This is a genomic window from Micromonospora xinjiangensis (genome assembly GCF_056150165.1).
Genome location: NZ_JAXCFO010000003.1, coordinates 630,459 through 649,615, shown reverse-complemented (window position 1 = coordinate 649,615; position 19,157 = coordinate 630,459). Strand labels below are relative to the sequence as shown.

General features: G+C 73.3%; 18 protein-coding genes. 12 read left to right on the top strand and 6 right to left on the bottom strand.

Going from position 1 to position 19,157, the window contains the following annotated elements; all coding sequences use genetic code 11:
* Nucleotides 1-137 precede the first annotated feature (137 nt).
* The 4 genes from SM573_RS14920 to SM573_RS14905 all read left to right on the top strand — a co-directional run bounded on the left by SM573_RS14920 (nt 138) and on the right by SM573_RS14905 (nt 4,149).
* Entirely contained in the window at nt 138-962 is an 825-nt protein-coding gene (locus SM573_RS14920; RefSeq protein WP_474612907.1) for an SCO6745 family protein, read from the top strand.
* Between the two features lie 83 nt (nt 963-1,045).
* Nucleotides 1,046-2,314: a M48 family metallopeptidase gene (locus tag SM573_RS14915; RefSeq protein WP_474616367.1), complete on the top strand. Its 1,269-nt coding sequence runs from the start codon at nt 1,046-1,048 to the stop codon at nt 2,312-2,314.
* 49 nt (nt 2,315-2,363) lie between these two features.
* Nucleotides 2,364-3,017, top strand: coding sequence for an HAD family hydrolase (locus SM573_RS14910; protein WP_474612765.1), 654 nt, complete (start codon nt 2,364-2,366; stop codon nt 3,015-3,017).
* A 97-nt stretch (nt 3,018-3,114) separates the two neighbouring features.
* Nucleotides 3,115-4,149, top strand: a complete 1,035-nt coding sequence (locus SM573_RS14905; protein ID WP_474612764.1) for an NADPH:quinone reductase — start codon at nt 3,115-3,117, stop codon at nt 4,147-4,149.
* Nucleotides 4,150-4,350: 201 nt separating this feature from the next.
* Here SM573_RS14905 and SM573_RS14900 read toward each other — a convergent pair whose 3' ends face one another.
* Nucleotides 4,351-5,985: a fatty acid--CoA ligase gene (locus SM573_RS14900; protein ID WP_474616366.1), complete on the bottom strand. Its 1,635-nt coding sequence runs from the start codon at nt 5,983-5,985 to the stop codon at nt 4,351-4,353.
* A 98-nt stretch (nt 5,986-6,083) separates the two neighbouring features.
* Between SM573_RS14900 and SM573_RS14895 the strand changes: the two genes are divergently transcribed.
* A complete protein-coding gene (locus SM573_RS14895) occupies nt 6,084-6,575 on the top strand; it encodes an NUDIX domain-containing protein (RefSeq protein WP_474612763.1) in 492 nt (163 codons plus the stop codon).
* 23 nt (nt 6,576-6,598) lie between these two features.
* Here the strand turns inward: SM573_RS14895 and SM573_RS14890 are convergent, their stop codons facing one another.
* Together SM573_RS14890 and SM573_RS14885 are read right to left on the bottom strand one after the other, a co-directional pair.
* Nucleotides 6,599-8,275 carry an MDR family MFS transporter gene (locus SM573_RS14890; protein ID WP_474612762.1) on the bottom strand — a complete coding sequence of 559 codons (1,677 nt, stop codon included), beginning with the start codon at nt 8,273-8,275 and terminating at the stop codon, nt 6,599-6,601.
* A gap of 148 nt (nt 8,276-8,423) precedes the next feature.
* Nucleotides 8,424-8,975 (bottom strand): type 1 glutamine amidotransferase domain-containing protein, encoded by a 552-nt coding sequence (locus tag SM573_RS14885; RefSeq protein WP_474612761.1) that lies wholly within the window; start codon nt 8,973-8,975, stop codon nt 8,424-8,426.
* Between the two features lie 142 nt (nt 8,976-9,117).
* Here SM573_RS14885 and rfaE2 point away from each other — a divergent pair, with 142 nt between their 5' ends.
* Both rfaE2 and SM573_RS14875 read left to right on the top strand, forming a co-directional pair.
* The gene (gene rfaE2, locus SM573_RS14880) at nt 9,118-10,926 is read left to right on the top strand and encodes a D-glycero-beta-D-manno-heptose 1-phosphate adenylyltransferase (protein ID WP_474616305.1); all 1,809 of its coding nucleotides are present in this window, start codon (nt 9,118-9,120) and stop codon (nt 10,924-10,926) included.
* Entirely contained in the window at nt 10,923-11,801 is an 879-nt protein-coding gene (locus SM573_RS14875) for a glycosyltransferase family 2 protein (protein WP_474616304.1), read from the top strand. Before rfaE2 ends, SM573_RS14875 begins: the two co-directional genes overlap by 4 nt.
* 37 nt (nt 11,802-11,838) lie before the next feature.
* On the opposite strand, the gene SM573_RS14870 is transcribed toward SM573_RS14875, so the two are convergent.
* Together SM573_RS14870 and SM573_RS14865 are read right to left on the bottom strand one after the other, a co-directional pair.
* A complete protein-coding gene (locus SM573_RS14870; RefSeq protein WP_474616303.1) occupies nt 11,839-12,942 on the bottom strand; it encodes a glycosyltransferase family 9 protein in 1,104 nt (367 codons plus the stop codon).
* A 5-nt stretch (nt 12,943-12,947) separates the two neighbouring features.
* Entirely contained in the window at nt 12,948-13,493 is a 546-nt protein-coding gene (locus tag SM573_RS14865) for an Hsp20/alpha crystallin family protein (protein WP_474612757.1), read from the bottom strand.
* Between the two features lie 151 nt (nt 13,494-13,644).
* Between SM573_RS14865 and SM573_RS14860 the strand changes: the two genes are divergently transcribed.
* From SM573_RS14860 to SM573_RS14840, 5 genes are all read left to right on the top strand, one after another.
* Nucleotides 13,645-14,262 carry a pyridoxamine 5'-phosphate oxidase family protein gene (locus SM573_RS14860; protein WP_474616302.1) on the top strand — a complete coding sequence of 206 codons (618 nt, stop codon included), beginning with the start codon at nt 13,645-13,647 and terminating at the stop codon, nt 14,260-14,262.
* 99 nt (nt 14,263-14,361) lie between these two features.
* On the top strand, nt 14,362-14,946 hold the full coding sequence (locus tag SM573_RS14855; protein WP_474616301.1) for a winged helix-turn-helix domain-containing protein: 585 nt from the start codon (nt 14,362-14,364) through the stop codon (nt 14,944-14,946).
* Nucleotides 14,947-15,256: 310 nt separating this feature from the next.
* Entirely contained in the window at nt 15,257-16,465 is a 1,209-nt protein-coding gene (locus tag SM573_RS14850) for an MFS transporter (protein ID WP_474616365.1), read from the top strand.
* A 99-nt stretch (nt 16,466-16,564) separates the two neighbouring features.
* Nucleotides 16,565-17,173, top strand: a complete 609-nt coding sequence (locus tag SM573_RS14845) for a hypothetical protein (RefSeq protein WP_474616300.1) — start codon at nt 16,565-16,567, stop codon at nt 17,171-17,173.
* Nucleotides 17,174-17,393: 220 nt separating this feature from the next.
* A complete protein-coding gene (locus SM573_RS14840; RefSeq protein WP_474616299.1) occupies nt 17,394-18,155 on the top strand; it encodes a hypothetical protein in 762 nt (253 codons plus the stop codon).
* A 227-nt stretch (nt 18,156-18,382) separates the two neighbouring features.
* Here the strand turns inward: SM573_RS14840 and SM573_RS14835 are convergent, their stop codons facing one another.
* On the bottom strand, nt 18,383-18,766 hold the full coding sequence (locus SM573_RS14835; protein ID WP_474612903.1) for a VOC family protein: 384 nt from the start codon (nt 18,764-18,766) through the stop codon (nt 18,383-18,385).
* Between the last annotated feature and the right edge of the window lie 391 nt (nt 18,767-19,157).

The window sequence follows — 19,157 nt, the reverse complement described above, 5'->3', positions numbered from 1 at the left end:
AGAGGGCTTCCGGCCCGTCACGCACCTCCAGTAGGTTCCGGGTCACCCTGGGTCGTTCCGCGGCCCCGGGTCGACTCTGACACCACGCGGAGGTGCACGTGACGGCGCTGGACGGCCCCGGGCGGACCGCCCGGCTGATGTGGCGGCACTACGAGCCGGTGCACGCCGTGACCTACTTCCACCCGCGCGCCCGCGCCGCCTACGAGGCGGCCGGGCTGCGTGGCTACTGGCGGGGCTACTTCGCCGGCCGGGCCGCCCCGCTCGGCCCGACCGAGGCCCCTCCCGTGATCGCCGCGTTCTTCACCTTCGCGCCGCCGATGGTGAGTCGGGCGCTGCCGGCCGTGTGGCGGCTGGCCACGCCGCAGGAGGCGCTCCGGGCCCGGCTCACCGGTGCCGTGCAGGCGCTGGCGGAGCTGACGTACGAGCTTCCCGAGTCGCACCTGGTCGAGGCCGCCGACCTGCTGGAGGCGGCGGCCGGTGCGGTGGAGACCTGTGGGCGGGTGCTCGGCGCGGCCAACGCGGCTCTGCCCACCGGCGAGTACCCGCTGGCCCGGATCTGGCAGTCCACCACCACCCTGCGCGAGACTCGGGGCGACGGGCACGTGGCCGCGCTGGTCGCCGCCGACCTGGACCCGGTGGAGACGCTGGCCTGGCGGGTCGCGGTGGACATGCCGGCGCAGAACCTGCTCGGGCGGGGCTGGACCGAGGAGCAGTGGCAGGCCGCCCGGGAGCGGCTGGCGGCCCGGGGTTGGCTGACCCGGGACGGCAGGCCCACCGAGCGGGGGTACGCCGGCTTCGAGGCGGTCGAGGACGCCACCGACGCCGCGGCCGCCCGGCCCTGGAAGGCGCTCGGCGCCGAGCGCACCGAGCGGCTGCGCGACCTGCTCGAACCGATCGCCCGCGCCTGCCACACCATCCTCCCGCCCGACAACCCGATCGGGCTGCCGGCGCTCGCGGCCTGACCGCCGCCGGGCGCGCTGCCGGCATCGGCTGAACGGCCGGTACCACGCCGGAGACGGCACCGGCAGGATCGGCCATCGTGATCATGACGACGGCCGGGGCGGACGCCTGCCCTCGTTGCGGCAAGACGACCGTGTCGGCGCTGGAGGCCATGCCTTGGTGCGCCGCCTGCGAATGGAACCTTGACGGTTACGACCGGGCGCGCCAGGCGCCGGAGTTCGGTTGGGCGTGGATCGACCGGCGCACCCACCGGCTGGCCGGGCGCCTGACGCGCCAGCAGTACGACGCCCTGGTCGACCGTCCGCTCGAGTCCACCGGTATCGGACCGGCCGGCGTGGCGACCGCGGCGGCGTCGCTGCTGCTCGTCGCCGGTGTGCTGGCGCTTGCGGTCACAGGCGGGTGGCTGTTGTTCGCGTACCCCTTCCCGAACATCGCCGTCGTCTTCGGCGTGGCGATGATCGGTCTTGCGGTGGCGCTGCGCCCCCGGTTCGGCCGAATCGACCCCGACCTGGAGATCCTCTCCCGGGAGGAGGCGCCCGAACTGCACGCACTGGTGGAAGAGGTGGCGAGGGCGGTGGGTGCGCCGCTGCCACACGTCATCGGGGTGGACGCCAGCCTCAATGCCTACGCGACCCAGGTGGGGCTGCGCCGACGGCGTGTCCTGGCCCTCGGGCTTCCGCTGTGGGGCGCACTGGACGGGCAGCAGCGGGTGGCGCTGCTCGGGCACGAACTAGGTCACTTCGTCAACGGCGACGTACGCCGGTTGCCAGTTACCCAGCCGGCGCTCACCATGCTCGGCACCGCCGCCGACCTTTTCCGCCCCGTGGACTCGGTCCGCGGCGGAGGACTGGTGGAGATGATCGGGGACGCACTGGGGCGGATGTTCTCCTGGATCGTGTCCCGGCTGCTGTTCGGCGGTCATCTCCTGCTGGTCGCCACCGCACTGCGGGACAGCCAGCGGGCCGAGTACCTCGCCGACGAGAAGGCCGCCCGGGCCGCGGGCACGGACGGGGCGGTCCGGTTGCTGGACGTGCTGCTGCGCTCCGAGTCCCTGGCACTCGTGGTCCGTCAGGCGTCGCGCGCCGGGCACGGGCCGGCAGCGTGGCAGGCTGGGACGGCCCGCTCACTGGCGGCCGCCGCCGGGCAGCTCCCGCTGCTGCGCCAACTGTCCGTCCGGGAGCAGACGTCCCTGTTCGCCTCGCACCCGCCGTACGGGCTGCGCCACCGCATGCTCGCCACGAGGGCCAGGCAGGAGCCGCAGGTGACGGTCAGCGAGGACCGGACCGTACAGATGGACGCGGAGCTGTCGCGGTACTACGCGCGGGTGAGCCGCGACGTCGCCTGGTCCGGCTGACCCCGGCCGCCGGGGAGACCGCCGGGCCTCGGTCGGGCAGGATGGGGGCGTGGTAGATGCGGTGATCTTCGACCTGGACGGCGTGATCGTGGACTCCGAGCCGGTCTGGGAGGAGGTCCGGCGGGCGTACGTGGCGACGCACGGCGGGACCTGGCAACCCGACAGCCAGCGCCGGCTGATGGGCATGAGCACCGGAGAGTGGGCCCGCTACCTGAGCGACGAGCTGGGCGTCGACCGCACCGCCGCGCAGGTCGCCACCGAGGTGGTCGACGAGATGACCCGGCGGTACGCGGACCACGTCCCGCTGATCGACGACGCCGACCTGGTGGTGCGCCGGGTCGCCGAGCGGTGGCCGTTGGGGCTGGCCAGCTCGTCGCCGACCCGGCTGATCGCCGCGACCCTGGAGGCCACGGGCCTGACCGGCATGTTCCGCGCGACGCTCTCGACCGAGGAGACCGCCCGGGGAAAGCCGGCGCCGGACGTCTACCTCGCGGTGGCGCAGCGGCTGGGGGTGGACCCGGCGCGCTGCGCCGCAGTGGAGGATTCCTCCAACGGCGTGCGGTCGGCGGCCGCCGCCGGGATGCGGGTGGTGGCGGTGCCGCACGGGGCGTACCCCCTGGACCCGGACGCGGAGGCCCTCGCCGCCGTGCTGCTCTCCTCGATCGACGCGCTCACGCCGGAGGTCGTCGACGCGCTCGGCTGAGCGTGCCGCGCCCGCCCGGTTCGTCGGCACCCACTCCCGGAATGATCGGTGACCCGCCGGGTAGGGGCAGTGCGGGACGTTCCGGGAGGAGACGGCGATGAAGGCGATCGTGTACGAGCGCAACGGCGACCCGTCGGTGCTTCAGCTGGTCGACCGGCCGACGCCGGAGCCGGGGCCCGGCGAGGTCCTGGTCCGGGTGGCCATCTCGGGCGTGAACCCGACGGACTGGAAGGCCCGCCGGAGCACCCCGCTCCAGAACGGGTGGCAGACCCCGGGTCAGGACGGCGCCGGGGTGATCGAGGCGGTCGGTGAGGGCGTGGACCAGGAGCTGATCGGCGAGCGGGTGTGGCTCTGGGAGGCGGCCTGGCAGCGGCCGTGGGGCACCGCCGCCGAGTACACGGTGATCCCGGTCCGGCAGGCGGTGAGCCTCGGCAGTGCGTCGTTCGACCTGGGCGCCAGCCTCGGCATCCCGTTCCTCACCGCGCACCGGTGCCTGACCGCGGGCGAGTACATGCCCGACAAGCTGCACGCCGGGGCGCTCAGCGACCACACGGTGTTGGTGCAGGGCGGGGCGGGCGCGGTGGGCAACGCGGCCATCCAGCTCGCCCGCTGGGCCGACGCCTGCGTCGTCGCCACGGTCAGCAGCGCCGAGAAGGCGCAGCTCGCGGCGGCGGCCGGCGCCAGTCACGTCATCAACTACCGGGAGCAGGACGTGGTCGAGGAGGTACGCAAGATCGCTCCCGACGGCGTACACACGATCGTCGAGGTCGCTCCGGCGGCCAACGCGGCCGCGGACGCGCAGGTGCTGCACAACGGCGGCGCGATCTGCGTGTACGCCGACGAGGGTGGCAGCGACGTGACCATCCCGGTCCGGCCCTCGCTGGGGCCGAACGCGCGCTGGCAGTTCGTGCTGGTCTACACCGAGCCGAAGGCGGCCAAGGCGCAGGCGATCGTCGACATCTGCGCGGCCGTCGCCCAGGGGGCTGTCCGGGTGGGCGAGGAGGCCGGGCTGCCGCTGCACCACCATCCGCTCTCCGCGACGGCCGCGGCTCACCAGGCGGTGGAGAACTCGGTGGTCGGCAAGGTGCTGATCAACACCGGCGAGCGTGACGCCGGCCCGACCGCCTCCTGAGCTGGACGAATTCGCCGAACACCGGCGGAGATTTCGCCGTCATCGGGACGTACGCGAACAACTCTCGCAATAATGGCATTGCGGGTCGCCCCGCAAAGGAACGGGCGGCCCCGGCGCGGTGCGAACGCCGGGGCCGCCCCTGGGGAGGCAGGTCCTTGGAAGGCTCTCCTACCCAAGCAGGCGTACGCCCGGGGAGAAACGTTACGGCGCGGCGAGCTCGCGGATGCTGAGTTTGCCCTCCGCGTACCGCGATCGGACGACCTTCTTGTCGAACTTCCCGACGCTCGTCTTCGGCACCGCGTCGATGAACGCCCACCGCTCGGGCAACTGCCAACGGGCCACCGAGGCGGACAGGAAGTCCCGCAACTCCTCGGCGCTCACCGAGGCGCCCTCCCGGACGACCACCGTCGCCAGCGGACGCTCGTCCCAGCGCTCGTCCGGCACCCCGACCACACAGGCCTCCAACACCGCCGGGTGCCCCATGAGCGCGTTCTCCAACTCCACCGAGGAGATCCACTCCCCGCCGGATTTGATGACGTCCTTCGCCCGGTCGGTCAGCGTGATGAAGCCGTCCGGCGAGAGCGTCCCCACGTCGCCCGTACGTAGCCACCCGTCGCGGAACTTCTCCTCGTCCGGGGTCTCGTCGCCGACGTACCGCGCGGTGACCCACGGCCCACGGACCTCCAGCTCGCCCACGGACGTGCCGTCGGCGGGCAGCGGCTCCCCCGCCGGCCCGACGATCCGCGCCTCGACCCCGGCCGGCACCCGCCCCTGCGTGTACCGGTAGCGCCAGGCCTCCTCTCCGCTCACGCCGGCCGGCGGGCGGGAGACCGAGCCCAGCGGCGACATCTCCGTCATGCCCCAGGCGTGGATGACCTGGATGCCGTGCCGCTCCTCGAAGGCGTGCATGAGCGCCGGCGGGCAGGCCGAGCCGCCGACGATCACCTCCTGCAGGGACGAGGTGTCCACGTCGTGGCTGTCCAGATAGGCCAGCAGGTCCGTCCAGATGGTCGGCACCGCGCCCGCCAGGGTCGGCCGCTCGGCGGCGATCATCTCGGCGATCGGCGCGGCCTGGAGGAACCGGTCCGGCATGATCAGCGAGGCGCCGGAGAGGAAGGCCGCGAAGGGCAGCCCCCAGGACATCGCGTGGAACATCGGCACGATGGCCAGTTCCCGGTCGGTGGGGCCGAGGCCGAAGCCCTCCGGCATGCACACCTGGAGCGAGTGCAGGTAGATCGACCGGTGCGAGTACGCCACGCCCTTCGGGTGGCCGGTGGTGCCGGACGTGTAGCAGAGCGCCGCCGCGTCCCGCTCGTCGACCACCGGCCAGTCGTACGTGTCGGGCCGACCGGCGAGCAGGTCGTCCCAGCGGTGCACGGTGATCCGGCCGCCGGCCGCCTCGACCAGCGGCGTCGGGTCCCCGCCGCCGACCACCACCACGTGCTCGACGGTGGTCATGTCGCCGATCGCGCGGGCCAGCAACGGGATCAGCGTGGTGTCGACCAGCACCACCCGGTCCTCCGCGTGGTTGGCGATGTAGGCGACCTGGTCGGGGAAGAGGCGGATGTTCAGGGTGTGCAGCACGGCGCCCATGCTCGGCACCGCGAAGTACGCGATCAGGTGCTCGTTGTTGTTCCACATGAACGTCGCGACGCGCTCGTCGCCGGTCACGCCGCACTCGGCGCGCAACCCGTGGGCGAGCCGGGCGGCGGCCCGGCCGACCTCGGCGTACGTCATTCGCCGGGGCTCGGCGCCGGTCCACGTGACGACCTCGGCCGTGCCGTGCACGGTGGCGCCGTGGTCGAGGATCCGGGAGACCTGGAGGGGGGCGTCCATCATCGTGCTACGCATGGGTGACAAGCTAGTGTCGCCGGTCACACCTTGGGAACCCTGGAACGCCCGCCGCCCGGGGCGCCGGCCCGTAAATTGTCCGGGTGAGCATCTCCTGGGCCGATTCGTACGTGGGGCAGCTGCGTGCCCTGGCCGGGGACCGCACGCTGATGTTCGTCGGGGCCCGGGCCGTGGTGCGGGACAACGCCGGGCGCGTCCTGCTGATCCGGCGCTCCGACAACGGGCAGTGGGCGATGCCCGCCGGCGCCATGGAGCTGGGTGAGTCGATCGCCGACTGCGCGGTACGCGAGGTGCGCGAGGAGACCGGCCTGCGGGCGCTGCGGGTGAGCGCGTTCGCCCTCTACACCGGCCCGGACCGCACCCACACCAACATGTACGGCCACACGTACCAGATCTTCACGACCGCTTTCCGGGTCGAGGAGTGGGACGGCACGCTCTCCCGGGTGACCGACGAGACCACCGACGCCGGCTTCTTCCACCGGGAGCAGCTCCCGGGCCCGCTCTCCCCCTCGGTCGTGGAGACCCTCGCCGACCTGGACGTCTTCGAGCAGACCAACCGCCTGATCCTGAAGTGACCCGCCCGACCCCGGAGCGGTCGTCAGATCATGGTCTGCGACTTCGCCTCCATCTCGGCGGCGGCCTGGTCCTTGGACTCCTTGGAGAGCGGCTTGCCGCCCGGAGCCGCCGCCTTGCCGCCCAGCGGGTCGGCGCCGCCGGTGGCGCCCTCGGGGCCGGTGCCCCGCAGCTGCGCGTTCGGCATGGCGAGCGTGACCACCACGGCCGCGATGGCGATCAGCCCGGCGGTCAGGAAGACCATGTGCAGCCCGTCCACGAACGCGTCCTGGATCGCGGCGCGTACCGGCCCGGGCAGCGCCATGATCGTCGCCGGGTCGTTGATCGAGATGTTCGTGCCGCCGGACGCCTCGACCGCGGCCCGCTGCGGCGGCGGGAGCTGCGCGATGGCGGCGGGCAGCCGGTCGGCGAGCCCGCTGGCGAGCCGCGACGACAGCACCGTGCCGAGGATGGCCACGCCGAACGACCCGCCCAGCGACCGGAAGAACGTCGCCGAGGAGGTGCCGGCGCCCAGGTCCCGCACCGAGACGGCGTTCTGGACGGCGAGGATCAGCGACTGCATACACAGGCCGAGCCCGACACCGATCACGACCATGTAGCCGAACGCCGTCCAGAGCGAGCTGTCCACGTGGAGCTGGGTGAAGAGGAGCATGCCGGCGAGCAGCACGATCGAGCCGGCGACCGGGAACCACTTGTACCGCCCGATCCGGCTCATGGCCCGCCCGGTGAGGATCGAGGTGACGATGATGCCGGCCATCATCGGCAGCATGAGCAGCCCGCTCTGGGTCGGTGAGGCGCCCTTCACGATCTGGAGATAGAGCGGGATGAAGATGATCGACCCGAACATCACCAGACCGAGCACGAACCCGCTGAGGTTCGCCAGCGAGAAGGTGCGGTTGCGGAACAGGCGCAGGGGCAGGATCGGCTCCGCGACGCGGGACTCCTGGAGCACGAAGAGCACGGCGAGCACCGCACCGGCCGCGAACAGCCCGATGATGACACCGGAGCCCCACGCGTACTCGTTGCCGCCCCAGCTCAGCGCCAGCAGCAGGCTGCTCACCCCGGCCACCAACAGCCCCGCCCCGAGCCAGTCGATGGCGTGGTCACGGCGCTGGAACGGCACCAGCCGCATGACGTGGTAGCAGACCACGATGGCCAGCAGCGCCAGTGGGACGTTGATGTAGAAGATCCACCGCCAGTTGGTCTCCGCGAAGTACCCGCCGACCAGCGGCCCGGCCACCGAGGAGATGCCGAAGACCGCACCGAAGAGGCCCTGGTAGCGACCGCGCTCCCGGGGGGAGACGACGTCCGAGATGATGGTGAAGGCGAGCGTCATGAGGCCGCCCGCGCCCAGCCCCTGGATGCCCCGGGTGAGGATCAGCTGGGTCATGTTCTGCGACAGCCCGGCCAGCAGCGAGCCGAGCAGGAACGTGCCGATCGAGAAGAGGAAGACCGGTCGGCGCCCGAGCAGGTCGGCCGTCTTGCCGTACAGCGGCGTCGACGCGGTCGAGGCGAGCAGGTACGCGGTCACCACCCACGAGTAGTGGTTGATCCCGCCCAGCTCGCCGACGATGGTCGGCAGGGCCGTACCGACGATGGTCTGGTCGAGTGCCGCGAGCAGCATGCCGGTCATCAGGCCGAGCATGAGCAGGCGGATCTGACGGCTGTTCAGTACCGGCGTGGCGGCTGCGTCCGTGGTCACCCGCCCTTCTTTCCCGGCGTACGCGGAACATGCCCGGTCGCCGGGGGCAACTTCCTCCGCCCGTCGATCAAGAGGTTCGCGGCGGTCGGGGAGATCCTTCCTGCCGCAAACCTCTTGATCAGCGGGCTGGCCTCCGGACGGGTGGGGGTCAGTGCCGGCCCTCGGCGAACTCTTCGACGATCTTGGCGCAGAAGGCCGGCAGGTCGTCCGGCTTACGGCTGCTGACCAGGCCGTTGTCGGTGACGCAGGGCTCGTCCACCCAGTTCGCGCCGGCGTTGGTGAGGTCGGTGCGCAGACTCGGCCAGGATGTGATCCGCCGGCCGCGCACCACGTCCGCCTCGACGAGCGTCCACGGACCGTGACAGATCACCCCGACCGGCTTGCCCGCGTCGAAGAACGCCCGGACGAAGCGCACCGCGTCCGGGTCCGCGCGCAGGAAGTCCGGGTTCGCGACCCCGCCGGGCAGCACCAGCGCGTCGTACCGGCCGGCGTCCGCCTCGGCCACGGTGACGTCCACGTCGTACGTCTTCGAGTGGTCGAGGTGGTTGAAGGACTGGATCGAACCGGGCTTGAGCGAGACGAGCTCCGCCGTGGCGCCCGCGCCCTCCACCGCCTCGCGGGGCTGGACGTACTCGACCTCCTCCACGCCGTCGGCGGCCAGGAAGGCGATCCGCTTGCCCTGAAGTGTCGTCGCTGCCATGTCGGTACATCTCCTCTCCGGGTATCTGCGGATCGTTCCCGGGGCGCACCGGGCGAAACCCGACGTACGGTGACCCCCGCCACCGGCGACACTTCCGCACCGGCCTGGTTTGACCCCACCGGCCAGGGGGATCCCGGAAGGCATGGCAGGAGGAGCAGCAGCGGAACAGCGGCGGCTCGCCGGCGTCGTGGAGAGCTGGCAGGGTCGCCCGGTCCTGGTGATCGGTGACGCCATGCTCGACGAGTGGCGGTTCGCGGAGTCCGACCGGCTCTGCCGGGAGGCGCCCGCGCCGGTGCTCACGCTCCGCCGGCGGATCTCCGCGGCGGGAGGGGCGGCGAACACCGCGGTCAACGTGGCCGCGCTCGGCGGCCTCGCGGTGCTGGTCGCGCCCGTCGGCGCCGACGTGGCCGGCGACGAGGTGCACGACTGCCTGGACCGGGCAGGCGTCTGGGACCGCACGGTCAACCAGCCCGGCCGGCCCACGCCGGTGAAGAGGCGGATGCTTGCCGGGAACCAGATCCTGCTCCGGGAGGACTCCGGCGAGCCGGACGACCCGCTCGACCCGGACGGCGAGCAGCGGCTGCTCACGGCGCTGGACTGCGCCACCGAGGAGCTGCGCGCCGCCGCCGGTGGGGAGGCGCCCACCCTCGTGGTCTGCGACTACGGGCTCGGCGCGTTGCCCGCGGCGGTACGCGCCTGGCTGGTCGCCCACCGCGAGCGGTACGCCACCGTGGCCCTGGACGCGCACGACCTCGCCGACTGGCGTGGCCTCGCCCCGACCGTCGTGACGCCGAGCTTCGCCGAGGCGACCCGGCTGCTCGCCCGTGCCGGCCGGCGCACCGCCGCCAACGAGCTGCACCTGGACCACCCGGACGGCGACCCGGCCGACGGCCCGTCCGAGCTGAGCGTCGGTGCGGCCCCGGGTGACCGTCCGCGCCACGCCGAGGTCGCACCGGCCGGCGCGGCGCGCGCCGACCGGACCGGACCGACCGGTGAACCGACCCCCGGCGAGGACCGGGTGGCGATGACCGGCGACGGGCTCAGCGTGACCGCGACCGGCGTCACGGTGAACGCGACCGCCGGCGAGGGCGTCGACCGGGTGACCCTGGCCGAGTCGCGCCTGCCCGAGCTGCACGCGCACACCGGCGCGGACGTGGTGGCGGTGACCCTGGACACCGAGGGCGCCGTGGTCGGCGCGGCCGACGGGGAACGACGGCGCAGCCACAGCACTCCCGTGCCGGCCAGCCACGCGGTGGGCGCCGGGGACGCGTACCTGGCGGCCATGACGCTGGCGCTGGCCGCCGACGCGCCGCTCTCGACCGCCGCGCAGCTCGCCCAGCTCGCCGCCACCATCACCGTCTCGGACACCGGCACCTGCGTGTGCCGCCGCGAGGACCTGCTCGCCGCGCTCGACCAGCCGGCCCCGGACGCCGGGCACCCGGTGCTCGTCGGCGCCGACGAGCTGGCCGCCATCGTGGACGCGCACCGCGGCGCGGGCCGGTCGGTGGTGTTCACCAACGGCTGCTTCGACGTGCTGCACCGGGGCCACGTGCGCTACCTGGAGCAGGCCCGCACCCTCGGGGACCTGCTGATCGTGGCGGTCAACTCCGACGAGAGCGTACGGCGGCTCAAGGGGCCGGACCGCCCGGTGAACCCGGGCGAGGACCGGGCCGCCCTGCTCGCCGCGCTCACCTGCGTGGACCACGTGGTGGTGTTCGAGGAGGACTCGCCCGCCGACCTCATCAAGATCGTCCGTCCGGACGTCTACGTGAAGGGTGGCGACTACCCGCCGGAGATGGTGCCGGAGGCGCCCCTGGTCCGCCGGCTGGGCGGGCAGGTCCGCACCCTCGGCTACGTGCCCGACCGCTCGACGTCGCGGATCATCGAGCGGATCCGTACGCACGGCCAGGAGCGGGACACCGACCCGTCGCTCTCCAGCAAGCCGTCGTGAACCGGCCGCTCGACCCGGGCACACCGGAGCAGTTCCGCGCCGACCGGGCGGTCGACGTGCTGATCCCGACCCGCAACCGCCCCACCGAACTGGCGGTCACGCTCTCCGGGCTGGCCGCCCAGGAGGGCGTGCCCGGGTTCGGTGTGGTGGTCAGCGACCAGTCCGACGGCGAACCGGCGTTCGCCCACCCGGCGGCCGCCACCATGGTCCGGGCGCTGCGTCACCGTGGCCACCCGGTGCTGCTCACCCGCCGGCTGCCCCGCCGCGGGCTGGCCGAGCACCGGGCCTATCTCCTGGCCGCCTCGCAGGCCCGGTACGTGCTCTGCCTCGACGACGACGTCTGGCTGGAACCGGGGGCGCTGCACCGGCTGGTGACCGCCCTGACCGAGCTGGGCTGCGGGTTCGTGGGCAACGCGGTGCACGGTCTCTCCTACGTGGACGACGTCCGGCCGGAGACCCACGGGCACTACGAGGAGTGGATCGGCCGCCCCGTGCCCGAGCGGATCCGCCCCGGCACCCCCGAGTGGGACCGGGCCCAGATCCACCCGGCCGCGAACCTGCTGCACGTCACGGAGAAGTTGAACCTGCCGCCCGGGGCCTGGCGCGCGTACAAGGTCTCGTGGATCGGCGGGTGCGTCCTCTACGACCGGGCGAAGCTGATCGACTCGGGGGGGTTCGACTTCTGGCGCCGGGTGCAGGAGAAGCACCAGGGTGAGGACGTCGCCGCCCAGCTCGCCGTGCTCGCCCGCCACGGCGGCGCGGGGGTGCTGCCCAGCGGGGCGTACCACCTGGAGACGCCGACCACCGTCACCGAGCGGGAGGTGGAGGCGTGGGAGGTCGTCCTCGCCGACGAGGACGCCCCGCAGCCCGCCTGAGCCGGCGGCCATCAGCGGGGCGGCCCGCGCCCGGCTCCTACCGGAGCAGCTCGCGGGCGGCCTCCACCACCTCGGCCACCGGCACGTCGGTGACGAACGAGTCCCGGTGCGGGCACTCGCCGTCGCCGGGGCGGTGGGGGTAGATGTCGGTCGTGCAGTCCACCCCGCACACGGGGCAGCGCACCGTCCACGAGGTGATCGGCCGGTGCCGGGCGCGTAGCGGGGTCGCCGTGTTGATGAGGTTGCCGACCCAGAAGATGCCGACCGTCGAGGCGCCGACCGCTCCCGCCAGGTGCAGCGGCCCGGTGTCGTTGGAGATCACGAGCGCGCAGTCGGCGTAACAGGCCGCCAGGCCGCCGAGGCTGAGCGTGCCGACCTGCGGACGCACCGGCACCCCGGCCGCCGCGACCACCCGGTCGACCACCTCCTGCTCGGCGGGGGTGCCGGTGACCAACACCTCGTATCCGTCGGAGGCCAGCTCACGGGCGACCTCCGCGAAGCGTTCGGCCGGCCAGCGTCGCCGGGTGTCGGTCGCGCCGGGGTGCAGCGCCACGCGGGGCCGCTCCACCGGGCCGAGCACCTCCGCCGCCTCCGCCCGGTCGGCGGCGGTGACCGCGAGCGTCGGCACGATGGTGGTGGCCGGGGCGCCCACCAGCGCCGCCACCTCCAGGTAGCGGATCACCTCGTGCTGGTAGTAGACGTACCGGACCCAGCGGTCCAGCGGCGGCGCCGACTCGGCGCGTAGGCCGGCGGTCATCCGGGCCCCCAGCGCGGCGACCAGCGGATTGGAGTTGGCGCCACCGCCGTGCATCTGCAACGCCAGGTCGAAGCGTTCGGCGCGGGCGGCCGCGAGGAAGTCGTCCATCGCCGCGGGCGGTTCGCCCGCCTCCGGCTGGCGGATGCCGTCGGCCGCCGGGACCACCAGCACCCGGTCGACCGGGCCGGGCCGGTCGCGCCAGAGCTTCGTGTGCCACGGCGAGCCGAGCAGCACGATCTCCGCCCGGGGGTACGCGGCCCGCAGCGCGTGAAGCGCCGGCAGCACGAAGATGAAGTCGCCGAGCGCGTTGGCGCGCAGCACGGCGATCCGTTCGACGTCGGGCACGCGCTCGGCGACCGGACCGAGCAGGGACGGGGCCGCCATCCCCGCTACGGCCGGTCGATCTCGCCGGCCGCCGTGTCGGGGCGGTGCAGCTCCCGGTCGGCGGCGGGGTCGCCGGGCGTGGGCGTACGGCCGCCGAGCGGGCCGGTGCGCGGCCCGGCGCGGCCGACGGTGATGGTGCGCGGCGCGGGCCGGGTGGCACGGGGCAGCCTTACGCGCAGCAGGCCGTGGTCCATGACGGCGTCGATGGCCTCCGGGTCCACGCGGGACGGCAGGTCCACCCGGTACTCGAAGCCGCGCGTCTCGAAGCCGCCGGGGATGCCCTGGTCGGCGTTGACCTCCGCCTCGGAGCGGGCTCGTACGCAGAGCTCCCGGTCGTCCAGCTCGACCGCGACCTCCTCCGGCGCCACCCCGGGTAGGCGGACGACCACCTCCCAGCCGTCGGGGATCTCGGTCAGCTCCACCTCCGGTGGGCCGGAGCGACCACCGACGAGCCGGCGCAGCTCCGCCCGGAGTGACTGCAGCTCGCCCATCGGGTCCCAGCCCTGCTGCCGACCGCGCCAGCCCCGGCCGAACCCGCCACCGCTCTCCATCTCCGGCCTCCACTGGTCACGTCCGCGCGTCGGGTGAGGCGGTACCCGGGCGTCCCGCCGGCAAACCTGCCGGGTGGCGGCCCCCTAGGCTGGCGGGCGGGGTCGCAGCGCGGCGGCTCCGCCACCATGGTCGAGATCCGGGGAGGGTCACATGACGGTGGAGATCACGTCGGCGGAGGAGCTTCGCGAGTTGCTGGGCACGCCCAACGCGCGGGCCGCCAACAAGGAACGCGCCCGGCTGCACGAGCGGGACCGGCAGTGGTTGGCGGCCTCGCCCTTCTGTCTCGTGGCCACGTCCGGCGCGGACGGCAGCTGCGACGTGTCGCCGAAGGGGGACCCGCGCGGGTTCGCCCTGGTGCTCGACGACCGCACCATCGCCCTGCCGGAGCGGCCGGGCAACCGACGGGCCGACGGCTACCGCAACATCCTGGAGAACCCGCACGTCGGGCTGATCTTCCTGATCCCCGGTCGCACGGACACGCTGCGCATCAACGGCCGGGCCCGACTGGTCCGGGACGCACCGTGGTTCGAGGAGATGACCGTCCGGGGCCACCGCCCCGTCCTCGCGGTGGTCGTGGAGATCGAGCAGATCTTCTACCACTGCGCGAAGGCGTTCCTCCGCTCCGAGCTGTGGAAGCCGGAGACCTGGCAGCCGGACGTGCTGCCCACCCGGGCCCGCCTCGTCAAGGAGCTGGAGGCGCCGGAGGAGAGCCTCGCGGCGCTGGAGCGCCACTACGGCCCCGAGTACGAGCGCAAGCTCTACGTCTGACCGACCCGGGACCCCGCACGCCGGTGCCCGGCCGGAGCGTACGGGTTCCCGGAGTCCGCGCCATTGCTAAAGATGTCTTTCTAAAGTTAGCTTTTACATATGGCGCTGTCGCGAGTGAGGCTGACCGACCCCAAGGCGTTGCGGGGGTACGCCCACCCCCTGCGGATGGCCCTGCTCGGGCTGCTCCGGGCCGAGGGCCCGATGACCGCCACCCGGGCCGCGGAGCACCTCGGGGAGAGCGTGCCCAACTGCTCCTTCCACCTCCGACAGCTCGCGAAGTACGGGCTGGCCGAGCGGGTGCCCGGCGCCGACGCCCGGGAGCGCCCGTGGCGCGCCACCGCGCAGACCACCACCTGGGACGACGACTCGGACGACCCGCAGACCCGCGCCGCCGTCGACGAGCTGAACTCGGTGCAGCTCGCGCTCTACGCGCGCCGGGCCGAGGAGTTCCTCGCCCGCCGCCGCGACGAGCCGGCGGCCTGGCGCGCGGTGACCGGCTTCGGCGACCAGTCGCTCTACGTCACCGCCGACGAGATGGCCGAGCTGACCGCCCGGATCGACGCGCTGGTCGCCGAATACCACGACCGGGTCGCCGACCCGGCCCGCCGGCCCGCCGGCGCGCGTCGGGTCAGTCTCATCCACCTGGCCCTGCTGTCCGCGGCGGGTGACGACGATGAGCGCTGACCGCCGGGACAGCGCTTCGACCACCTCGGCCCCGGTGGCCGCCCCGCACCCGCCGCACACCGGATCCGCCCCCCTGATCACCGATCCGGCGACGGCCGGCGCCGACCCGGGAACCCCTGTCGCCGCGCCGGGGACGCCCGGTGGCGCGCCGGGGACGCCCGGTGGCGCGCCGGGGACGCCCGGTGGCGCGCCGGGGACGCCCGGTGGCGCGCCGGGGACGGCTGATTCCGCGCCGGGGGCGTCCGCGGGCGTGCTCGGGGCCACCGGTGGCGGGCCGATCCGCGGGCGGGTGCCCCGGCTGCTGCGCGATCTGGCCTTCCGCCGCTACTGGTCGGCACAGACCGTGTCGTACTTCGGCGACGAGGTCTCCACCCTGGCGCTACCGCTGCTCGCCGTGCTGGTCGCCGGTGCGGGACCCGCCGAGATGGGTTACCTGACGGCCGCCCTGCTCGCGCCGAACCTCCTCTTCTCCCTGCTCGCCGGGGCCTGGGTGGACCGGCTCGCCCACAAACGGCGCATCATGATCCTCACCGACGTGGGTCGGGCGCTCCTGCTCGCCACGATCCCGGCCGCCTACCTGCTCGACGTGCTGACCCTGCCGCAGCTCTACGCGGTGGCCTTCGCCATGGGCACGCTCGCGGTGCTCTTCGAGGTCGCCCGGGGGCCGCTCTTCGTCTCCCTCGTCCAGCGTCACGACTACGTCGGCGCCAACACCCTGATCAACGGGAGTCGGGCGATGTCACTGGTCGCCGGCCCGAGCATCGGCGGTGTCCTGGTGCAGGTGCTCACCGCACCGATCGCCCTCGTCGTCGACGCGCTGTCATACGTCGTCTCCGCGTACTTCCTGGGCCGCATCCGCCCAGCGGAGCCGCCACCCGCACGCGGCGGCGGGCTGGGAATCGTCGCCGGCCTGCGGTTCATCGCCCGGACGCCGATGATGCGGGCGATCCTGCTCGGCACCACCACCGTCAACCTCTTCAACTTCATGTTCGCCGCGCTCTTCGTGCTCTACGCGACCCGGGACCTGCACCTCTCGCCCGGCCTGCTCGGCACGGTGCTCGGCGCCGGCGCGGTGGGTGGCCTGCTCGGCGCGGCCGTCACCGGGAGAATGACCCGCCGCTTCGGCATCGGCCCCACCCTGGTGGCCGGCTTCGTGCTCTTCCCCGCTCCCCTGCTGCTCGTGCCGCTCGCCGACGGGCCGACCCCGCTGGTGCTGGGGATGCTGTTCGCCGCCGAGTTCCTCTGCGCCGTCGGCGTGATGATGCTCGACATCGTGGGCGGCTCGGTGCAGACCGCGCTCACCCCCGACCACCTGCTGGCCCGGGCCGCCGGTGTCCGGCGCACCATCAACTACGGCATCCGCCCCGTCGGGGCGCTGATCGGTGGTGGCCTGGGCGCCGCGCTCGGCGTACGCGAAGCGCTCTGGATCGCGACGGTGGGCGCACTGGCCGGCGTGCTGTGGGTGCTGTTCTCCCCGGTCCGTCGCCTCCGTGAGCTGCCCGAGGCCGGTGACGCGTGACCACGTTTGGGCGCGCGGCTCGGGGTACTGGATTCCGGTAGACCTCGAACGCGGCGACGCGCCGCCCCCGGACCCGGTCGACGGAAGGACGGTTTCGACATGGCCACGCGGAGCAACTCGGGAGCCACCGCGACCAGCAACCCCCCGGGCAACCAGACCCCGAACACCCCCGACATCAACGAGAGCGAGATCGCCGCCGTGAAGGTGGACGAGCTGCGCAGCCGGCTGAGCCGGCGCGGCGTCGACGGCACCGCCGGCATGAAGAAGGACGAGCTGGTGAAGGCCCTGGTGCGGAGCCTGCGGGACGGCTCCTCCTCCGGCGGGTCGTCCGGCGGCGGGGTGCGCACCGGCCAGCGTAGCTCGAAGTCCCTGAAGTACTCGCAGGAGATCACCTCCGTCGACGACGAGCCCGAGCGCCCCGGCCGCAGCCTCGTGACCACCGACCACGACGTCATCCGGCAGTGGGCGCAGGAGCGTGGCGCCGTGCCGTGCACCGTGGACGGTACGGAGCACGACGGCCGGCCCGGCGTCCTGCGCTTCGACTTCCCCGGCAACGGCCGCGACGAGCGGCTGCGCGAGATCGACTGGACGGAGTGGTTCGAGACCTTCGACAGCCGCCGGCTCAACTTCATCTACCAGGAGGAGCGCGCCGACGGCCGGCAGAGCAACTTCTTCCGCCTGGAGAACCCGGACCGCGAGGACGGCTGACCCCACCGGTCCGCCCCGGCCCAGGTCAGCTCCGGCGGCCTGGGCCGGCCCCGGCCTCACCGGCGCTCCGCCCGCTCTCCTCCGGCCGCCAGGAGCACGTCCGGCCCTCCCGTCCGACGATCCCAGTCGCGCCTCGCGGGGTGCCGACAAAGCGGTCCGAGCCCTGATGACGGCCGTGCCGGCGCGAAACGGGATGGCGCCAACCGTTAGGGTCATGTCTATGCGTCGACTGATCCCAGCTATCTCTGTCGCCCTCGTCGCCCTGGTGGCGGGCTGCGGCACCAGCTCCGACAGCCCCGCCGACAACTCGACCGCGCCGGCCGCCACGACCGCCGCCGACCCGGTCACCGCCATCAAGGAGGGCATGGGCCGCAGCCTCTCCGGGACGGTCACCATGGACGCCTCGGTCAAGGCCGGCCCCGCGACGATCGAACTCACCGGCAAGGTGGACCCGGCCGCGCACGCGCTCGTGGTCACCGGCACCGCGCCCGAGCCGATCGAAGCCCGGCTGATCGGCGACGTCGCCTACATCAAGATGGACTCCCTCGAGGGCAGCAAGCCCTGGATGAAGCTCGACCTCACGAAGCTCCGGCCGGAGAGCACCCTGCGTCAGTCCTTCGACCTCGAGTCGCAGACCGGCATCATCGGCGGCATCGTCTCGGCCGAGAAGGTGGGCGACGGGCAGTACAAGGGCACCGCCGACCTGGAGAAGGCGGCCCAGGCCGCCAGCACCGACGGCGGCATGCGTGAGGGCCTCGAGTCGACCGCCAAGCTCGCGAAGGACCCGAAGGCGGTCCCGTTCGAGGCGACCGTCGACGGCGACGGCCGGGTCACCTCGCTCTCCTACACGATCGCCACCAAGAACCTCGGCGACATGGTCACCGAGATGAAGCTGAGCGGCTTCGGTGAGCCGGTGAAGGTGGAGGCCCCGCCCGCCAAGGACACCGACGAGGCCTCCGCGGACATGTACAAGTTCCTCTGACCGACCAGCGCCTCCGGCTCGCCGCCACGGGCGCTCATCCCTGAGTTCCCCACGGGCGTGGGTCGCGGTCCCCGCGGCCCACGCCCGCCGTTTTCCGGCCCGCACTCGGCGGTCACCGTCGGTGCGGGGTTTTCCTCGGCGTCGTTGCGGTCGGGGGCGTCGCGGCGTACCGGGAACCGCCTGGAGCTGGCGCTCCGGTTCCACAACCGGAGGGCCCGACGCGGCCGCTAGCGGAGGTGCTGGACGATCTGGACGGGGTTGCCGTCCGGGTCGGCGACCCAGGCGATCAACAGCCGGTCGAGCCAGGTGTGCGGCCCGATCAGACCCGGAACCCCGTCGGCGGTCAGCTTCTCGTACGCGGCGACGGTGTCGTCGGTCCAGAGGATCACCGCCGCCCGCTGGCCCTCGGGCACCGGGTCCAGCCCGTGGTCGTCGCGGGTGGACGCGACGGAGGCGATACCGAGGGTGTAACCGTCGAGCGCCAGGTCCACGTGGATCGGCTCACCCTCGGCCGGCACCCGGAACGTCTCCGTGAAACCGAGACGCGCGTAGAACGCGGCGGCGCGCACGACGTCCTGGCTGAACAGGATGACCTGGGGAGTTCGGAACATCGACACGTCCGGACGCTATCAGCGGATCCGCGGCGGTGTCGTGGCGCTCACCGGGGCGCACCAGTCGCCCGGGATGCCGGTGGCCGGAAGCGCTGGGCGGCGTCGGGCCGTTCATGCAGTTCTCGACGAACAACTCCTCGCCCCTCCTCAGCAAGGCGATCCGCGCCTCGTCATCCTCGACGTGGGGGGCGTCCTGGCGGCCATCGTGCAGGCGTTCGTAGGCGGCCTCGCACTTCTCCCCGTCACCGGAGTCTCCCTGGCGCTCCAGCACGGCATGCAGTTCGGCACCACGTTCGGCCATCTCACGCAGGTACGCCATCTGCTCGTCAGGCGACGCACTGCCGCCGCAGGCGGTGAGAAGTGCCGCGAGGGACAGAGCCGCTGCCGCGAG

Excerpts from the sequence above, each read along its gene's own strand:
- SM573_RS14865 (WP_474612757.1), bottom strand. The coding sequence starts at position 13,493 with ATGGAGAGCGGTGGCGGGTTCGGCCGGGGCTGGCGCGGTCGGCAGCAG.
- SM573_RS14840 (WP_474616299.1), top strand. The coding sequence starts at position 17,394 with ATGCGTCGACTGATCCCAGCTATCTCTGTCGCCCTCGTCGCCCTGGTG.
- SM573_RS14915 (WP_474616367.1), top strand. The coding sequence starts at position 1,046 with ATGACGACGGCCGGGGCGGACGCCTGCCCTCGTTGCGGCAAGACGACC.
- SM573_RS14835 (WP_474612903.1), bottom strand. The coding sequence starts at position 18,766 with ATGTTCCGAACTCCCCAGGTCATCCTGTTCAGCCAGGACGTCGTGCGC.
- SM573_RS14885 (WP_474612761.1), bottom strand. The coding sequence starts at position 8,975 with ATGGCAGCGACGACACTTCAGGGCAAGCGGATCGCCTTCCTGGCCGCC.
- SM573_RS14900 (WP_474616366.1), bottom strand. The coding sequence starts at position 5,985 with ATGGACGCCCCCCTCCAGGTCTCCCGGATCCTCGACCACGGCGCCACC.
- SM573_RS14905 (WP_474612764.1), top strand. The coding sequence starts at position 3,115 with ATGAAGGCGATCGTGTACGAGCGCAACGGCGACCCGTCGGTGCTTCAG.
- SM573_RS14845 (WP_474616300.1), top strand. The coding sequence starts at position 16,565 with ATGGCCACGCGGAGCAACTCGGGAGCCACCGCGACCAGCAACCCCCCG.
- rfaE2 (WP_474616305.1), top strand. The coding sequence starts at position 9,118 with ATGGCAGGAGGAGCAGCAGCGGAACAGCGGCGGCTCGCCGGCGTCGTG.
- SM573_RS14920 (WP_474612907.1), top strand. The coding sequence starts at position 138 with ATGTGGCGGCACTACGAGCCGGTGCACGCCGTGACCTACTTCCACCCG.
- SM573_RS14870 (WP_474616303.1), bottom strand. The coding sequence starts at position 12,942 with ATGGCGGCCCCGTCCCTGCTCGGTCCGGTCGCCGAGCGCGTGCCCGAC.
- SM573_RS14855 (WP_474616301.1), top strand. The coding sequence starts at position 14,362 with ATGGCGCTGTCGCGAGTGAGGCTGACCGACCCCAAGGCGTTGCGGGGG.
- SM573_RS14860 (WP_474616302.1), top strand. The coding sequence starts at position 13,645 with ATGACGGTGGAGATCACGTCGGCGGAGGAGCTTCGCGAGTTGCTGGGC.